A 16,744-nucleotide genomic window follows, 5' to 3' on the forward strand; every position below is an offset into this window, starting at 1 on the left:
TTTCAAACCCACATGAGTCAATATTGTCTCATTAAAATCATAAAAGACTCTTAATGACCCCTTCAGACTTTCCACCTTCAACGCTTCCCGCCAAGCTGGTGAATGCCCTGTATGCCGCTGCCGCCTTGCGACCCAGAGCGTCCATGGGCGAGCTGGCCGTGTTGGCGGGCATCAGCCGGGCAACCCTGCACCGTTACTGCGGTACGAGAGACAACCTCGATAGCCAGCTCGAACAGCACGCCAAAGACACGCTCATGCATATCCTCGACAACAGCGGCACGCTGGCCTGCCGCGAGCCCCTGGCCGCGTTGCGTCAGCTGATTCATGCGCACCTGGCCCAGGGTGAACTGATCGCTTTCCTGGCCTCCCGTTACCCTGTGCACATGAGCGTGCAGCACGACCTGCGGTTTTATCTGGAAAGGCTCGATGCGTTGTTTGCCAGCGGCCAGCGACAAGGCGTATTTCGAGCGGATGTCACCGCGGCGTTGCTGACCGAGATGTTCGTATCGCTGTTGCATGGCATGGTCGACGCCCGCCAACGGGGGCGCGCGCCAAGAGAGTGTGCAACGGTGCTGGAGAGCGCGTTTCTACAGGGCATTGCCACGCGGGCGCCCTATTGAGCGCCCGCGCAGGGCAACAGCCGTGAAGACCTATTGCGTCAAAGGAAGGGAATGAACGCTATTGCTCGGCGTCATCGAGCGGCGTGCTCCAGATCACCAGCTCAAGGGCAGCGGCGATCTGGATGCGATGGTCGGCAAGCGGGATAGGCAGCAGGTCCTGGGCGCGCTCCAGCCGGCGCAGCAAGGTATTGCGATGGGTACCCAGCACCTCGGCGGTCTGGGTGATGTTGCAGCCATTGGCCAGGAAGGCGTGCAACGAATGCTGAAGCACCGTGGGCTCGGTCGCCAAGCGCCCCAACGTGCTCAAGACGAACTGCCTGGCCGCGCGGGCATCCTGGGTCATCAGCGACACCATCCTCACCTGATCGATCGTGGCAACGGCGGGTGAACCCGCCAAACGGCCCATCAACCGCTGGGTGGTCAAGGCTTCCAGGTGCGAGCGCCGGAAGCCATTCATCCCCGCGCCCGCCGAACCGATTGCCGCGCGTATCTTCGGAAATTGCCGGGCGACGTCCTGCAGCAGGTTCAGGTCCAGCGGCTTTGCCGCATTGCTCCAGGCCCACAGGGTCGCAGGGCCCGCGAATACGATCAGCGGCGCTACCGTGCCCGTGAGCTGCGCCAGGGCACGCGCCATGTCTTCCAGGGGGCGAATCTCGGCGTCCGGGGTTTCGCTCCAGACGAGGCAGGCATGGTGCCTCTGAGCCAGGCTGTAGCCCAGTCGCCTGCCGAACTGCTCCGCGTCCACATCCCTGCCATCGAGCAGCCGGCTGACCAGGCTGCGTTTATCGATAGGGTCGTCATGGGCCTGGGCGCTTTTTTCTTCGAGGATGATCTGCGTCACCACGCGCATGTTGCTGTCGATGAATTCCGAGATCGACCGCGACGAGACCTCCAGGAATTCCTCGAGCACCGCGGGATCCTGCGTCAGGCTGAAGGCCATCTTCATCCACAGGTCCCAGGCTGCGTTCTGTGTCGACCTTGCAACATTCATCAGCAGTTCGGACAACCCCCTGCGGGCGAGCTCCCTGGCCGTGTCCACCATGTCAGCAGACACATAGGGCTCCACCGGCTCCCCAGGGCGCTGCAGGTTGGCATTGGCCCAGTGCAGCAACTCTGCCCGGTTGGCGCGCCGGCACGCCGCGAGGATGACCGGGTCCTCCAGCAACCTGGCATCTTCGGGCGAAGAGAACAGTGACTGGTTCAGGCGCTCGACCCACTCGGCTGGCAGCGCCTGAGCGAGCTCGGCGCCTTTGCGCATAAGCTCGCGAACGGTTTCCGAGGGGCGTGGCCAGGGCGACGGCGTGCTGGTCATGGGCGGTGCAAATCACTCAAAAATCGGCTGGAAAATGGTGCAGTTCGTACCTTGGCGCAGGGCCAGTGGAAACCTAGCATGAACTCACTGCCTGAACAAAAAATACAAGGAGGCACCGTGACGCTTCATGTCCCTTTTTTGGGTTTAGCGCAGTGGCAAGCAGGCCTGTTTCCTGATGCCCGTTGATCAAACGTCAACCCGCCTGCGCAACCGTTCCTTTCAATCTGGAGTGTTCTCAATGTCAGCCTCTCGCGACGCCACGCCAAGCCTGCCCGTGGTAACCCGCTCGACTTCCGCGCAAGAGATTGCGCTGCTGAGCGACCAAGCAGGTGCGGTAATCATCCGCAACTTCATGACCCCTGAACAAGTCGTACGGATCAACAACGAACTCGACGCCCCCCTGGCCGCGCTCGATGCCGGCTCCAGGCACGAGCACGAGCTGATCGCCGAGTTCCATGGCCATCAGACCAAACGGCTAACCAACCTCGTCACCCACAGCAAGACCTTTCGTGAGGAAGTCCTCGATGACGACCTCTTCCACGAATTGGGGAACGTGCTTTACGCCCCGGAGTGCGGTGACTGGTGGCTGACCACGGCCCAGTTGATCGAAATCGGCCCAGGCAACAAAGCGCAAATGCTGCACCGTGACATGATGCAGTACCAACCGTTCGTGGCCATGAACAAACATGCGCCACGCGCCATCACCAACCTGATGCTGGCGCTGACCGATTTCACCGAGGAAAACGGCGCCACGCGCTTGATCCCCGGGAGCCAGGACTGGGATGACTTCGACGATGTCGGCACCCCAGAGATGACGATTCCTGCCCTGTTGAAAGCCGGGGATGCCGTGCTGTTCGGCGGCAAGGTCGTTCACGGTGGCGGGGCCAACGTGACCACCGACTATTACCGTCGCGGGCTGACCATCCCGATGCAGGCTTCGATAATCACGCCTGAAGAAGCCTACCCGTTGATCGTGCCGCTCGAGCTGGTGCGCACGCTTTCTCCGCGGGTACAGAAGATCCTCGGTTTCCGCTCCCAATACCCCAATGGCAGCCCTGGCCTTTGGCAACATAACTACGCAGACCTGGCGGATTACCTTCAGCTCTAGCGTCCAGCGTTGACTTGCCTGGGCCTGAAGGTGCCACGACCACCCATTCGCCCAGGCAAGAAAACAGGCCAGGCATCGGTTTGCGATGCCTGGCTTCTGAGCGAGTGGCCAACCCTTCACTCCTGGTAGGGCATTACCCCTCGGCGTGAAAACAATACAGGTACACCTTCGGCGTTGAACAACGCCGCCGTCAGTGAAAGGCCATCCGCGGTCTGCGTTTCCTGGAAACTGTGCCCGCCATCGCTGCTCTGCACGCTCAGCCCATCCAGCCCGACCGCCAGCACACGAGAGCCGGCTACCGCTACGCAAGTGACAGAGCCCTTGCTTTGCGTTGGCACTCGGCGAAAGCCCTTGCCGTCCGCTGAACCCTGCAACAGGGTGCCGCGCTGGCCACCCAGCAGCAGACGTCCATCGGCCAGTACCGCGCCTGCCCACAGGGTGCCTTCGTAGCCAGTATCCAGGTAACGCCAGTTTTTACCCTGGTCCTCGGAATGCAGTACCTGCCCATGCTCGGCCGTGGCGTACAGCGTGCCGCGGCTGTCGGCAAACAGCCCCATCAGGTTGAGGTCGGCCCGCTTGGCCCCCGGCGGGGCCTGAAGCGGCTGCTCGGACCATGTCTGGCCCCCATCCTCGGTAGTCAGCAGCAACGACCAGAGGCCTACCGCCACACCCTGCCGGGCATTGAAGAAGTGCACCGCGAACAGTGGCCGGTCTTCTTCGGTGGCCAGGCGCTGGACCTGCCAGGACTCCCCGCCATCGGTGGTGATCAGGATCGCGCCCCAGTGGCCAACCGCCCACCCGCGTTTGGCATCCACGAACGACACGCCCGTCAATGATGTGGACAGCGGTACCGACCTCGCCTGGCGCCACTGCAGGCCCTGATCGTCGGACAACAGCACGACACCGTGGTCGCCCACGGCCACCATGCGCGCCCCCGCCCAGCCGGCGGCCAGCATGGTGGCCTGCGTGGCATTGCTCACCTGTACGGCCGGCACGGCCTGCAACGGCGCGGCCTGAAGAGACATCAGCGGCAATGCTGCTGCGAGCAAGGCCGCGGTGAATGAAACCCTGAACTTCATGCTTCTCTCCTCAGTGCACCAGCGCGCCGATCATGCGCACAGGGCGCTTACGTGGGAATACCCGCTCCAGCCAGACCGCGAAGGCCGGCAGCACGGTCATGGCCATGACCATGTTGACGATGAACATGAAGGCCAGCAGCTTGCCCATGTCGGCCTGGAACTTGAGCTCCGAGAACGCCCAGGTAGCCACGCCCACCGCCAGGGTAATGGCGGTGAAGATCGTCGCAACGCCCACCTCGAGCAATGCGTGCTCGACCGCCTTGGTGATCGACTGGCCGTGGGCCAGGTGCAGTTGCAGCCGGTTGTAGATGTAGAAGGCGTAGTCGACACCAATGCCCACGGCCAACACCATCACCGGCAAGGTAGCAATGGTCAGGCCGATCTGCAGTTCCTTCATGAACCAGTAGCCGATGAAGGTGCCGATGGTCAAAGGCAGGCAACAAACCAGCACTGCCCGCAGGTCGCGGTAGACGGCGAACACCAGCAGCGCGATCGCGGCATAGACATACAGCAGCATGGGAGTTTCGCTCTTCTCCACTTCTTCGTTGATAGCGGCCAGAACGCCGGCGTTGCCCGAGGCGAGGCGGATCGACAGGCCAGGCTGCGGATAGTCGCTGCGAAACGCCTTGGCGGCGTCCACCACTCGGTTGATGGTCGTGGCTTTGTGATCGGCCAGGTACAGGTGCACCGCCGACATGCTGCAGTCGGTACGCACCAGCCCGGGCGTGCGCGCCACCTCGGTGGCCAGCGCGGCATAGTTCATCGGGTCGATGGGCACCGCGGCCATTTTGGGATTGCCTTCGTTGTACCCCTCGTTGAACTGACGCATGTTGCTGGAGAAGGAGGCCACCGACAGCACACCGGGCACCCCCTGCATGGCCCAGACGAAGCGATCCTGGTACTGACCCGCCGCGACATCCTCGCAGGCCGCCGCCTCGCCTTCACCAGAGGCCCCCTGGTTGGCTTCGAAAACCACGCTGAGCCAGTCGAGGCCAATGTCGTAGCTGGTGGCGATCGAGACCGCATCGCGATTGAAGCGCGAGTCCTCACGCAACTCCGGCGCACCCGCCTGCAACGAGCCGACGACCCGGTCGTGGCTTTGCCAGATCGCCACCAGGAACACCACCAGGGCCACGCCAAGCACCCACTGTGCGTTACGCCACTCGGCGAGCCGGGCCAGGCCTCGCAGCCAGCGGGTACGGCGCTGCCGGGAAACTTCCTGGGCAGCCGCATAGCGATCGTCCACCCGCAGCATGGAGGCCAGCAATGGCAGCATCAGCAGGTTGGTGATGATCTTGTAGGCCACACCGAGGGAGGCCGTGATGGCGACTTCTCGTACCATCGGGATAGGAATCAGCAGCAGCGTCACGAACGACACCAGTGCGGTCACCAAGGCCAGTGTTCCCGGTATCAGCAAGCCGGTGAAGCTCGAGCGCGCCGCCTCTTCGGCACTCTTGCCGATAGCGATCTCGCGCACGATGAAGTTGATTTGCTGCACGCCATGGGAAACCCCGATGGCGAACACCAGGAAGGGCACCAGCACCGCCAACGGGTCGAGCCCGTACCCCAACAGGCGCAGGCTGCCGAACTGCCACACCAGCGAGGCCAGCGAACAGACCAGCGCCAGCAGCGTGAAGCGCAGTGAGTGGCAATACCAGTACACCGCCCCCGCGGTCAGAAGCAACGCAAGCAAACAGAACTCCAGTACGGCTGAAGCACCGTCAGCGATGTCGCCGATCTGCTTGGCGAAACCGATGATCTGGATTTCGAATTCGCCATCCTCGAATGGCTGACGGATCTCTTTTTCCAGCCTGTGGTTGAACGCCACATAGTCCAGGTGGGCGCCATGGGTGTCGTACTCGTTGAGTTCCACCGTGATCATCGCGCTGCTCTGATCACGGGAAACCAGCGTGCCAATGAAACCACCCTGGGCAGTGGAGTTGGCGATCGTCGCGATGATCTGGTCATCCAGGTGATCGGGAGAAACCGTACCCGGTACCAGTGGATCCGCGCGAAAACCTTCTTCGGTGATTTCGTTGACGAAGGCATTGGGCGTCCAAAGGGACCGCACACTGCTGCGCGACACGCCAGGAAGGAAGGTCACTGCCTGGGTGACGTCATACAGCCGCTTCAGGCCCGGGGCGCTCCATATATCGCCCTGTCGGGCCTTGACCACGATGGTCAGCCGGTTCGCTCCCAGCAGGTCGTTGCGGTAGGCCTCGAATGTCTTGATGTATTCGTGGCCTACCGGCAATTGCTTTTCGAAGCCGGCATCCATACGCAGTTGCACGGCGAACCAGCCCATAATCAGCGTGAACACCGTCAGGCTCGCCAGTACCAGACGACGATGCCCGAACAACACACCCTCGACGCGTGACAACAGGCCACGTGCCGGGGCTTCAGATAGCTTTACAGAACCGTTCACGGCAGGCCTCACAAGGTGCGGGAAATCGCGATGCCGACATAATCGCGGTCACGATAAAGCTGGTCGTAGGGGGTTTCGCCGCCCATGAACTTCGCGTAGTTGAGGGAAATCTGCCAACTGGCCGGGTTTCGTACGAAATTCAGGTACAGGTTCATGCTGCTCGCGTCTTCGGTGAAGGTGGCGCTCAGGTTCGGCGTTCGCCCGCCAAGCGAGCGCGAGTAGAAGACGCCGGGCGTGACCTGCCAGCCCGGCAGCAACGTGCCGTCATAGGTCAGGCTGAAGTCCAGGTTGATGCCCGACGAGGTCTTGTCGCCACGGGACTTGGGCGCTGTCGCAGGATCCAGTTGCCAGGCATTGAGCCCTGGGGCGAGTGGTTCGCCATTGACCTCGTCATGCAGCCCGGGGTACTTGATGACCACCAGTTCCGATAGCAGGGTGCCCGTGCTGGCCCCGGTGAAATCGAGCAGCGTCGGGGAGTTGGACGGCGTGAAGCTGTAAAGGCCGGTGAGGTGCCACTGGAATTTCTTTTCGTCTTTCCAGCATTTGCCCCCATTGCTGGAACACAGGTCGACGACAGGGTTGAGCATGACCGAATCCTTCGGCCGGTAAGAAAGCTCCGTACCGACTGCCCAGTCACCGATCGGCATGTTGGCACTGACGCCATACATCATCCGGTTTTCCTGGTATTCCCAGGTGGGTGCCGCCGCGAACGTGTTCGGGTCAAGAATGGCGACGCGCAACGACGGCAACTTGTAGTGATAACGCATCACGTAGAAGCCATAGTTGATGTCGCTGTCTTCCGGCTGCCAGCGCAGCGAAAGGCCCCACTGGCCGCTGTCGCGGGCGTCCTTTTCGGAGAACCCGTAGTCTCCCCTGCCCTCGCCCAGTGCGTTGGTGTTTGACCAATAGCTGCCCACCGGCGGCAACTCGCTCTTGTTCCAGCGGAACTGATAGTAGGCCTCGACGTTGACACCCGAGCCAAGGCCTGACGCAACACTGAGCATCGGCGCGGGCAGCACGGCCTCCTTGAGTTGCACGCCGGGGCGCGCCAAGGCCTGGTAGTCGTAGGCGTTGGTGTTGTTGATGCCACCGGCCACGAACAGGCTCTCGCCCCAGTTGATCACCTGGTTGCCCAGGCGCGCACGGACCCGCTGCCCACCCACGTCGAAGCCTTTGCTCACCCACAGGTCCAGCAGGCGGGCCTTGAAGGCGAGGTCGTCGCGGGCGTCGTCACTCAGCCCGTTGCTGCCGACGCTCTCTGGGGTATTGAACGACAGCGTGCCGGTGGTATCGGTGGCCGCGAAGTCGCGGATCCAGGTGCCACGCGCCATGAAGGTGACGTCCTCGGGCATCTTGAGCAACAGCTCATGGGTGCCCTTGAGGTAGTTGGTGAACATGTCGCCGCGGTCGTAGTTCAGGTCGCCCTGGTCCGCCACACCGGAGCTCTGCGCCAGGCAGCCGGAGGGCACGTTGTGCCCGGTCGGCCCCTGGTTGATCAGGTTGCAGCCCCGCGACTCCGTACGCAGGCCCATGCCTGCGGTGATGGTGGAGTCGAAGGAACCATTGAGGGTTTCGGTTTCAAAGGTGAACCCCATTGCCAACGGGGTTGCGCACACGATGACAAGGCCTGACGCTTTCGTAATTATTTTTTTCATGCTGGCTCTCGATCTGACGTCGGTTTTAGCGCTCGCTGATGGCTCGCAGGTTATCCGAGGTGAAGAAGTCGCGCTTCAGGCGAGGGTTGCCACTGTCTTCGGTGATCCAGCGAATATCGTGTTTGCCTGCCCCGATCGAGGTCATGTCGAAGAGGTAACGACCATCGGCCAAGTTGTACTGGACCTGGGCCTGCACGTCGCAAGCGCCGGTCTCGTAAACGGGAATCGAGAACCCTTCACGCACCTTCCAGATCTGCCCTTGCTTGTCGAAGTCGACGGCCAGCAGCGGGTTCCAGCTGTCCTCGTCGATGTAGAACATGCGCTTGGGCGCCTGGTGGCGCATGCCTTGGCGGACATTGGCCTCGACCACCCAGACGCGATGCAGCTCATAGCGACGCGACTGCGGCGCGATCGAGTCGTTGCCGGCGAACGCTTCTACCTTGGCGGCGGTGTCGTAGGCACCGAAATCGTTGTAAGGTACCAGCAGCTCCTGCTTGCCGATCAGCTTCCAGTCGAAACGGTCCATGGTGCCGAAGAAGACGTTTGCCTCGTCCACGGTGTACTGGTTGTCCAGGCCGATCTGAGGCGCGTCGTAGGAATATGAGGGCATACGGCGCACGCGACGCTGGCCAGGGAAGTAGTAGAAGGTCGTGGCCTGCTCGCCGGCCACAGCCGTTTGCACGGCGGACTGACCGGCCAGCGCAGCGGGCGCCAGATAGTTGAAGAAGGTCGCGTTTTCCAGGCGGCCGTAGGACGAGAAAAGCGCACTGCCCTTCTTGCCCCAGGGGGTCAGGAAGAAGGTGTCGGTCGACTGGCGCAGCCATTCCCCGCCCTTGCGAGGAGAAATACCTGAAATGCTCCGGGGGATTTCCACGCCAACGCCGCGATAGCGCATCTTCATGTTCCACATCACCTCTGCACCGGTAGTGGGCATCGGGAACGGGATACCCGGAACATGGGCTTCTTCAAGGGCGACACCGGAAGCATCAAGCTTGGCGAAACCCACGTTCTGCCTGGTGTTCTCGGCCACGAAATCTGGCGCGCTGCAGGTACGACGGGTCGGGTAGACATCCATGCGATAGCCTGGGACTTTCTTGAACAGTTCGAGCTGCCCAGGCGACAGCTTGCTCGCATGCTGTGCCACATTGTTCGAGTCGATGTTGTAGAGGGGCTTATCACCCTTGAACTTCCAGTGCTCCCCTCGTACCTGGCCGTAACTCCATCCTGCCCCCTGCTGCCCTGGCTGTGCCCAGGCTGGAATATCGCCGCTAGAACTGGCGGCGCTCTCGCCCCCCAGCGGCGTCAACTTCGAACCCAGCGCCTCCGCCCCCTGGGGCGCAGCCTGTACCGAACAGATCGCGGTCGAGGCCGCAAGGGTAACCAGCAGCTGCCTGAAAATACGGCGGGCGGATACGACACTTTCCGACCGTGCAGTGACTTGTTTCATTAGAGGATCCTCAAACATAGGGCTTGGACCGGCTACTCGACCCTTCGGGTGGAAAGATCGACGCCTGCCACATCCTGATCATGCGACATGATCAAATGACCATGTCGCATGATCAACACGCAAGCCACATGCCAGAATGCGACATGGACGGATTGCGCCAGAGAAATCAGCGAGTTGAATTTATTTATGGATTGACGCGTGCCTGGCACCTGCACCTTATTGGGAAGTAAGGAAACATGTGTTACCAAAAGATGCTTTTTAATAGTGCGCCATCTAAAAGATTTGCCACTTGCAACACTGAACCCTACCTACTTTTCGCTTATCCAGATGCATAACTGACGCGAATGAATCACCCATAAAAAACCGCCCCTAGGGGCGGTAAAAAAGCAGGCTTTCGCCCGCCATGGAGTAACAGCAGATATCAAACTACACATCCCGTCTGCCATTGAACAGCCCGTTAACCAACCCGCAACTTAACTGGGATGAAGCATGGCATGCGAGGGCAATTTCCTTGAGCGCTGAAGTGCCCCATAGGCATAAAACAACTGCACAATCGAATAGGACCAGGTCAGGAAGGCACAGGTCATGAAGATCATCTTGGTATCATCCCCCGGGATCGGGAAGAAGTCATACCGCAGCGCGATCGTCAGCCCCGCCGCCCCTCCCAGCAAGGTGGCCAGCGCGTGCAGCGACTCGCCGGCACGTACCAGCCGCCAGATAAAGTAGACCAGAAACAACGTGTACAACGACCACATCAACACATAGAAATAGGGCAGCAACTCTTTAAAGCTCGTCGACAGGTAGTAAAGGGCAGTCGCGGCAAACGCGGCCAAAAACAATATCACGTCCTTCACCGGCGACGGCTTATAATTATGCGTCACGGCCATCAACCCGAGCGTTGCAATAACCGGCACGCCGACCCCGCGGGAAAACGCATCCAGAAAGATGGCGACTTTATAATTGGCTTGCCACCCCGTGGCGATGAACGTCGTAAAGTTTGTTGCGGAAATACCGACAATCAAGAACTCCACGCCCAACAAATAATTCTTGCGCCTGATAAATGCAACACCATAACCCAAGCCACTCATCACCAGCAGCACGCATGCGATCAACGCAAACAAATCTATGAGTTCCACGATAACAGCCTCTGTCAAAAGGGTCGCGCCGTAGTTCTGCACGTACGGGCATAGAACACGCACATCAATTGCAATCAGCCCTTCCTGGCCTTGTCTTTACGCACTTTTCTATCGGTCCAGTCATCCAGCAACTTGGCCGCCGCAAAGGCAGCGTGTACGGCGCACCATTGCAAGGGTTCAGGCAGCAAGGACGGGGTCTTGTGTTGCAGTGCTGCCAGCAGCTCAGGCGCCTGGCCGTTGATATGCTCGGCAAACAGCTTGCCGATCAACGATTGCGTGCCCAGCCCGTGGCCCGAGCAGCCGGTGGTGTAGTAAATATTCTGTTTCGCGCCCATGGCACCGATCACCGGCAGGAAGTCGTAGGCGCCACTGACGTAACCACTCCAGCAGTGCTTGACACCAAGGCCTTGCAATGCCGGATAGCGCTCGCGCAGTACCTGCGCCAATGCCGCATAGGCGCCCTGGTCCGGGACATTGGGCGTCTTCGAACCGTAGGCATAACCTAGCTTCTTGACGGTCAACACCATCGTGCCGTGTGCCGTCAGGCGGTGGCTCTCCATGGTGTAGTGCGGCGTGATGATCCCTTCCCGCCCTTGCCAGCCGAGGGCAGCCAACTGCTGCGTCGACAGCGTTTGGGTTTCGATTGCCGACACCCGAATCGCCGCGACCTTGTTGCGCAACACCCCCAGCTGCGGGGTATAGGCGTTGGTTGCCAGCACCATCACCGGGGCGGTTGCACGGCCATGGGCAGTCTTGCAGGTAATGACCGGCCCTTCGCTGAAGCTCAGCAACGGCGTGCGTTCGTAGAGCTTCACCCCCGCCTCGATGGCCGCGCGCCGGAGGCCGCCGATGTACTTCCCTGGATTCAAGGTGCCGCCACATTGCTCGGCGGCGAACAGAAACGCAGGGGGGATGCCCCGCGCACGCATCTCGGCACCTTCGACGAAGCGGCTCGTCGCCCCCAGTGTCTGACCCAGCGCCATGTTTTCCCGCAAGCGCTTCTCCTGACTGGGATGAACACCTGCCCGGAGCACGCCCGAAGGGTTGTAGTCACAGTCGATACCCAATGTTTTGAATCGACCTTCCACGTAGGGCACCGCCTCGTCATAGAACCTGACGAACTGCGTGGCCTGCTCCACGCCCACCCGTTTGACGAACATATCGTACTCGATGCCCATGCTGCCCAGCAGGTAGCCGGCATTGCGGCCACTGGCACCGAAGCCGGCGAATTCCTGTTCCAGCACGATCACATCCGCCCCGAGCGCCTTGAGTTCCAGCGCGGTCGACAGCCCGGCAAAGCCGGCGCCGATCACGATCACATCGGCCTGCGCGTCACCTTCGAGGGTCGGCTGCAGATCAGCCGGTCGCTCTACCCATCCCCCCAGACCGCGAAACTTCAACGGTGCTGAGTCACCATCGGCCGCATTGTTCAAGGCATTCATTCGCGTCACTCCCAGAATTATCAGAAGCCTTTACCCGGCTCGGAGAATGCCGGCATGCCCAGGAGTTCCTGCGGGTCGCGCATCTGGCCATCGATTTCCACCCACCCCAGCAGCGTCGAACTGGCACTCCAGCCCAGCAGGCGTTGCATTTCGCTCGGGAGCTGGCGAACACGTTCGACGGGAATGGACAGGAAGTGATTCTCTTCAAGGCGCAGGAAGGCCAGGTCGTAGGCCATTGTCAGGCCAGTACGAGGCGCTGCCGTCGTGTTGGCGCCGCCGCCGTGATACACCGAGCCGATCCACAGCAGCGCCGAACCTGCCTTCATCTGCGCGGCGACGGTTTCTTCCTGGGTCGGCATTCGTTCGTCATCCCATTGATGGCTACCGGGGATGACGCGCGTCGCACCGTTTTCCTCGGTGAAATCTGAAATGGCCAGCATCATTTGCAGCCTGGCCTCACGCCCATACTGCGGGTGCCGCCAGAGCGAAGTGGCATCGTCACGGTGCAGGGGCTGGAGGCCTTGGCCCGGGCCAATCTGGATCGCCTGGGTGATGCTCAGTTGAATATCAGGCGCCATCTCGATGCGGTCGCTGCCCACCCAGACATGGGTAGGGGTTTGCAGGATCTGCCTGGCCGCGCCAAGGAACAGCGGGTGCAATGCCACCTCCACGGCGGTGTCGCTGCGCCCAATGATTCGGGCCACACGGCGGGTCTGGGTGCCGGCGAAATATGGATCGACACCACAAGGCGTGACCTTCAGGTAGCTGTCCAGTTCTTCGGTGAGGGACTTCAGCGTTGCCGGCGAAACAAAGTCGGCAATGATGACGCCGCCGTCACGCCGAATGATGTCCACCACCTGCTCGATCGAGGCATCGCTGCTGACTGTGGAGAGCGCTCGTGTATCCATCTGCTTTCTACCTGTCTGGTTTTGTCATTGTTCTGCCCACCGAGGCCGGGCGACTTGGGTGGTGAACTCATCATCACCGAACATGGTCACTTGATCAAGTCATTTGATTTTCATTTTTCGTACCTTCCTTTGCCCATGCGGTATGGGATTGCATCGACTCATGGATTGAGGCTTGACCTTGCGCTAGCATTCGTCACCGTCAACGCCGGGCCAAGGGGCCGGCGGCAATACCGAAAAGGGAGAACGCTCAATGGCTCGGATTGGTGCTGAAGAGCGCAGGCAGGACTTTATCGAGGCCACCGTGAAGGTGATCGCGGAACATGGGGTGGCCAACGCCACAACCCGGCGAATCGCTGCGGCAGCAGATTCGCCGCTGGCATCGTTGCACTATGTCTTCCACACCAAGGACGAGCTGTTCTATGCGGTCTACGAGTCCTTGATCAACATGCCGCAACAATCGTTGCAACACGTGCCGACAGGCGCCACGGCGGCGGAATCGGTGGGGGAAATGTTGCGCCAGCTGGTCAACTGGTTCACCGCTCATCCTGAGATGGCGACCACGCAGTTCGAACTGTTTTGCTGGAACCTGCGCAACAACCCGGAGATGGCAACCAAGATCTATGCCGTTTCCCTCGAAGCGGCCCAACAGGCCATCGTGAAGGTCACCGACGGCGCACTGGACCAGGCAGCACTGACCACTATCAGCCGCTTGCTGATCAATCTGTTCGACGGCCTGATGCTCGCCTGGTCCGCTCACGGCGACCGTGCACGCCTGGAGGCCGAGACCGAGACCGCCTGCCAGGCAGTCAAGTTGCTGGTGGCCAGTTACTGAGGCCCCACAGGATTCGCCGTGCTGCGTCGCTGCACGGCGATCCCCTCCCCCTCCGGCTCTGAAAGCCGCAGCGCCCCCCTTCGAACGTTCCGATGACGATATCTACCAGACTGACCCAGTCTGATCGTTGATCGGCGAAGTAACAGGTGCAAATCATCCTGAAATAGCAGTGACGTGGTGCATTTTGCACCTTGCCCCACCCTTCCTGCGACCTTATTCTGAGTCAAATGATCAAGTCAAAAGATCAGTCTCTATAACACAACAATAGGAGGCGACATGTCCTCTCACACTGCTCTTCCGGTTGAGCCGCTCGATGTTCTGATCATGGGAGCCGGTGTGTCTGGCATCGGCGCGGCGGCCTACCTGCGACGCAATCAACCGAACAAGACCTTTGCCATTCTCGAGTCCCGCGAGCGCATGGGGGGTACCTGGGACCTGTTCCGATACCCCGGCATCCGCTCCGACTCGGACCTCTACACCTTCGGTTTCGACTTCAAGCCCTGGACCAAGGCCAAGTCCTTGGCGGACGCCGCGGATATTCTTGAGTACCTGAGCGAAGCCATCGACGAGCACCAGCTGGCTCCCTTCATCCAGTACCAGCAGAAAGTCATCTCGGCCAACTGGCAAAGCGACAAGGGCTTGTGGTCGGTGCGTGTCGAGGATGGCCGCACGGCGCAGATCCGCACGGTCGAATGCCGCTGGCTGTTCAGTGCAGGCGGTTACTATCGCTATGATCAGGGCTTCAGCCCCCGGTTCGAAGGCAGCGAACAGTTCAAGGGCCAGATCATCCATCCGCAACACTGGCCGGAAGACCTCGACTACACCGGCAAGCGCGTCGTGGTCATTGGCAGTGGCGCAACTGCGGTAACCCTGATCCCGGCCATGGCCGACAAGGTCGCCAGCATCACCATGCTGCAGCGCACGCCCTCCTACATCATCAACCAGCCCGCCAACGATGGGGTTGCAGCGTTCCTGCGCAAGGTCCTGCCCGCGCAAACCGCCTATTCCCTGACGCGCTACAAGAACGCCAAGATCACCCTGGCCTTCTGGGGCTTCTGCCAGCGCTTCCCCAAGCTTTCGAAGAAACTGCTGCTGTGGCTGACCCGCAAGGAGTTGCCGAAAGACTACCCGGTCGACGTGCATTTCAACCCGCCCTACAACCCTTGGGATCAGCGCCTGTGCTCGGTGCCCGAAGGCGATTTGTTCAAAGCCATCAGCGCGGGCAATGCCGACATCGTCACCGATCATATCGAGCGGTTTACCGAGCACGGTGTATTGCTCAAGTCAGGCAAGATGCTCAAGGCCGATATCATCGTCACCGCCACGGGGCTGAACGTGCAGCTGTTCGGCGGCATCACCCTGCACAAGGACGGCAAACCGGTCGTGCTCAGCGAGACCCTGGCCTACAAAGGCATGATGCTCTCCGGTGTCCCCAATTTTGCGTTCGCGGTGGGCTACACCAACTCATCCTGGACCTTGAAAGTCTGCCTGCTGTGCGACCACTTCTGCCGCTTGCTGGGCTTGATGGAGCGCGAAGGCTACAACGTCTGCGAGCCCAAGGCGCCGGAAGGCGTCGAAACCCGCCCCTTGCTCGACTTTGGTGCCGGCTACGTACAGCGCGCGTTGGACAGCATGCCGCGCCAGGGCCCGCGCGAACCCTGGGTGATGTCGATGGATTATTTCCGCGACGTCAAACTGCTGCGCCGTGGCGCGGTGACAGACAAGTGCCTGAAGTTCACCGCAGTACCCAATGCGCCCTTGCACGCCGATGTCCAGTTGCAGCAGCAAGGTAGCCGCCGATGAGCACCGATCGCTTCTGCGAGCTGGCAGGCGAGCGCAGGCTCTGCTATCGCAGCCATGGCCATGAAACCGCCCCGGCAGTCCTGCTCATCGTCGGCCTGGGGCTGCAACTGACCTACTGGCCGCAAGCGCTTATCGACGGCCTGGTCGAGCGGGGGTTTCGGGTCATCACGCTGGACAACCGTGACGCGGGCCGCTCGTTCTTCACGGATGTGGCGCCCCCCACGCCCCTGCAGCAGTTCCTGCGCAAGCGCACGCCCGGCTATGACCTGGGGGACATGGCCAGCGACGTGATCGGGCTCATGGACGCTTTGCATCTGGAAGCGGCGCATGTGGTGGGGATGTCGATGGGCGGCATGATCGCCCAGACACTCGCCGCGCGTTACCCCGAGCGCGTCAGCACGCTTACCTCGATCTTTTCCACGACAGGCTCACTGCGCGTCGGCCAGCCGGCGCTTAAAGCCCTGTTCAAACTTCTGCGCCGCCCACCGCGTAACCAGCACGAAAGCGTTCGCGACTACGTGGACATCATGGGGCTGATCGGTTCGCGGCTGGAGTGGAACGAGCCGGCCTTGCGTGACTACGCCATGCAAGCCTGGCCGCGAGGTGGCGGTGAGGCCAGCAACCTCGGCACCGCCAGGCAGATCGGCGCGATCATCAACTCCGGTGACCGTACCCAGGAGTTGCAGCGGATTCGCTGCCCCACGCTGGTCATTCATGGCGACAAAGACCTCATGGTCGCCACCAACGGCGGGTTTGCCACGGCGTCGGCGATTCGCGGCGCCAACCTGGTGCTGCTGCCCGGGATGGGGCATGACTTGCCGACGTGCCTGTCGGGCACGCTGCTGTCCCTGCTGACGGGGCACATGCGTTAGCACAGATTTTCTTTTAGGGGCCCGTCGCTTGGTCGCCCCTCTTTTTATTCCGCTGGAGCCTTTTCGCAACAGGTTTACGCAAGACCCAAAACAACAACATTCAGG

At 61.0% G+C, this 16,744-nt stretch carries 13 protein-coding genes; 5 read left to right on the plus strand and 8 right to left on the minus strand.

All coding sequences use genetic code 11. The features are described 5' to 3' along the window. Nucleotides 1–53 precede the first annotated feature (53 nt). Entirely contained in the window at nucleotides 54–620 is a 567-nt protein-coding gene (locus tag ACF8FB_RS11760) for a TetR/AcrR family transcriptional regulator (protein ID WP_010953725.1), read from the plus strand. Between the two features lie 58 nt (nucleotides 621–678). Here ACF8FB_RS11760 and ACF8FB_RS11765 read toward each other — a convergent pair whose 3' ends face one another. Beyond that, nucleotides 679–1,932, minus strand: a complete 1,254-nt coding sequence (locus tag ACF8FB_RS11765; protein WP_010953724.1) for a CdaR family transcriptional regulator — start codon at nucleotides 1,930–1,932, stop codon at nucleotides 679–681. A gap of 238 nt (nucleotides 1,933–2,170) precedes the next feature. On the opposite strand from ACF8FB_RS11765, the gene ACF8FB_RS11770 reads away from it, so the two are divergent. Further along, nucleotides 2,171–3,040: a phytanoyl-CoA dioxygenase family protein gene (locus ACF8FB_RS11770; protein ID WP_392509707.1), complete on the plus strand. Its 870-nt coding sequence runs from the start codon at nucleotides 2,171–2,173 to the stop codon at nucleotides 3,038–3,040. 116 nt (nucleotides 3,041–3,156) lie between these two features. On the opposite strand, the gene ACF8FB_RS11775 is transcribed toward ACF8FB_RS11770, so the two are convergent. The 7 genes from ACF8FB_RS11775 to ACF8FB_RS11805 all read right to left on the minus strand — a co-directional run bounded on the left by ACF8FB_RS11775 (nucleotide 3,157) and on the right by ACF8FB_RS11805 (nucleotide 13,132). Continuing rightward, nucleotides 3,157–4,119 (minus strand): WD40/YVTN/BNR-like repeat-containing protein, encoded by a 963-nt coding sequence (locus tag ACF8FB_RS11775; RefSeq protein WP_392509706.1) that lies wholly within the window; start codon nucleotides 4,117–4,119, stop codon nucleotides 3,157–3,159. 10 nt (nucleotides 4,120–4,129) lie between these two features. After that, entirely contained in the window at nucleotides 4,130–6,544 is a 2,415-nt protein-coding gene (locus tag ACF8FB_RS11780; RefSeq protein ID WP_392509705.1) for an RND family transporter, read from the minus strand. 8 nt (nucleotides 6,545–6,552) lie between these two features. Continuing rightward, nucleotides 6,553–8,199 (minus strand): DUF1302 domain-containing protein, encoded by a 1,647-nt coding sequence (locus ACF8FB_RS11785; RefSeq protein ID WP_392511369.1) that lies wholly within the window; start codon nucleotides 8,197–8,199, stop codon nucleotides 6,553–6,555. A gap of 25 nt (nucleotides 8,200–8,224) precedes the next feature. After that, on the minus strand, nucleotides 8,225–9,646 hold the full coding sequence (locus ACF8FB_RS11790; RefSeq protein WP_392511370.1) for a DUF1329 domain-containing protein: 1,422 nt from the start codon (nucleotides 9,644–9,646) through the stop codon (nucleotides 8,225–8,227). A gap of 473 nt (nucleotides 9,647–10,119) precedes the next feature. After that, nucleotides 10,120–10,767 carry a hypothetical protein gene (locus tag ACF8FB_RS11795; protein ID WP_392511377.1) on the minus strand — a complete coding sequence of 216 codons (648 nt, stop codon included), beginning with the start codon at nucleotides 10,765–10,767 and terminating at the stop codon, nucleotides 10,120–10,122. A gap of 89 nt (nucleotides 10,768–10,856) precedes the next feature. Next, entirely contained in the window at nucleotides 10,857–12,224 is a 1,368-nt protein-coding gene (locus ACF8FB_RS11800) for an NAD(P)/FAD-dependent oxidoreductase (protein ID WP_392509703.1), read from the minus strand. A gap of 20 nt (nucleotides 12,225–12,244) precedes the next feature. Further along, nucleotides 12,245–13,132: a phytanoyl-CoA dioxygenase family protein gene (locus tag ACF8FB_RS11805; protein ID WP_010953716.1), complete on the minus strand. Its 888-nt coding sequence runs from the start codon at nucleotides 13,130–13,132 to the stop codon at nucleotides 12,245–12,247. Between the two features lie 250 nt (nucleotides 13,133–13,382). On the opposite strand from ACF8FB_RS11805, the gene ACF8FB_RS11810 reads away from it, so the two are divergent. The 3 genes from ACF8FB_RS11810 to ACF8FB_RS11820 all read left to right on the plus strand — a co-directional run bounded on the left by ACF8FB_RS11810 (nucleotide 13,383) and on the right by ACF8FB_RS11820 (nucleotide 16,639). Then, nucleotides 13,383–13,964 carry a TetR/AcrR family transcriptional regulator gene (locus tag ACF8FB_RS11810; protein ID WP_010953715.1) on the plus strand — a complete coding sequence of 194 codons (582 nt, stop codon included), beginning with the start codon at nucleotides 13,383–13,385 and terminating at the stop codon, nucleotides 13,962–13,964. A gap of 276 nt (nucleotides 13,965–14,240) precedes the next feature. Beyond that, on the plus strand, nucleotides 14,241–15,767 hold the full coding sequence (locus tag ACF8FB_RS11815) for an NAD(P)/FAD-dependent oxidoreductase (RefSeq protein ID WP_010953714.1): 1,527 nt from the start codon (nucleotides 14,241–14,243) through the stop codon (nucleotides 15,765–15,767). Further along, a complete protein-coding gene (locus ACF8FB_RS11820) occupies nucleotides 15,764–16,639 on the plus strand; it encodes an alpha/beta hydrolase (protein WP_350297748.1) in 876 nt (291 codons plus the stop codon). The genes ACF8FB_RS11815 and ACF8FB_RS11820 overlap by 4 nt, the downstream gene beginning before the upstream one ends. The last annotated feature ends 105 nt before the right edge of the window (nucleotides 16,640–16,744 follow it).

It is taken from the genome of Pseudomonas sp. yb_2 (assembly GCF_043103905.1).
Taxonomy (GTDB): Bacteria; Pseudomonadota; Gammaproteobacteria; order Pseudomonadales; family Pseudomonadaceae; genus Aquipseudomonas; species Aquipseudomonas alloputida.

Coding starts and splice junctions, on each gene's coding strand:
- ACF8FB_RS11760 (WP_010953725.1), top strand. CDS start 54: ATGACCCCTTCAGACTTTCCACCTTCAACGCTTCCCGCCAAGCTGGTG.
- ACF8FB_RS11765 (WP_010953724.1), bottom strand. CDS start 1,932: ATGACCAGCACGCCGTCGCCCTGGCCACGCCCCTCGGAAACCGTTCGC.
- ACF8FB_RS11770 (WP_392509707.1), top strand. CDS start 2,171: ATGTCAGCCTCTCGCGACGCCACGCCAAGCCTGCCCGTGGTAACCCGC.
- ACF8FB_RS11775 (WP_392509706.1), bottom strand. CDS start 4,119: ATGAAGTTCAGGGTTTCATTCACCGCGGCCTTGCTCGCAGCAGCATTG.
- ACF8FB_RS11785 (WP_392511369.1), bottom strand. CDS start 8,199: ATGAAAAAAATAATTACGAAAGCGTCAGGCCTTGTCATCGTGTGCGCA.
- ACF8FB_RS11790 (WP_392511370.1), bottom strand. CDS start 9,646: ATGAAACAAGTCACTGCACGGTCGGAAAGTGTCGTATCCGCCCGCCGT.
- ACF8FB_RS11800 (WP_392509703.1), bottom strand. CDS start 12,224: ATGAATGCCTTGAACAATGCGGCCGATGGTGACTCAGCACCGTTGAAG.
- ACF8FB_RS11805 (WP_010953716.1), bottom strand. CDS start 13,132: ATGGATACACGAGCGCTCTCCACAGTCAGCAGCGATGCCTCGATCGAG.
- ACF8FB_RS11810 (WP_010953715.1), top strand. CDS start 13,383: ATGGCTCGGATTGGTGCTGAAGAGCGCAGGCAGGACTTTATCGAGGCC.
- ACF8FB_RS11815 (WP_010953714.1), top strand. CDS start 14,241: ATGTCCTCTCACACTGCTCTTCCGGTTGAGCCGCTCGATGTTCTGATC.
- ACF8FB_RS11820 (WP_350297748.1), top strand. CDS start 15,764: ATGAGCACCGATCGCTTCTGCGAGCTGGCAGGCGAGCGCAGGCTCTGC.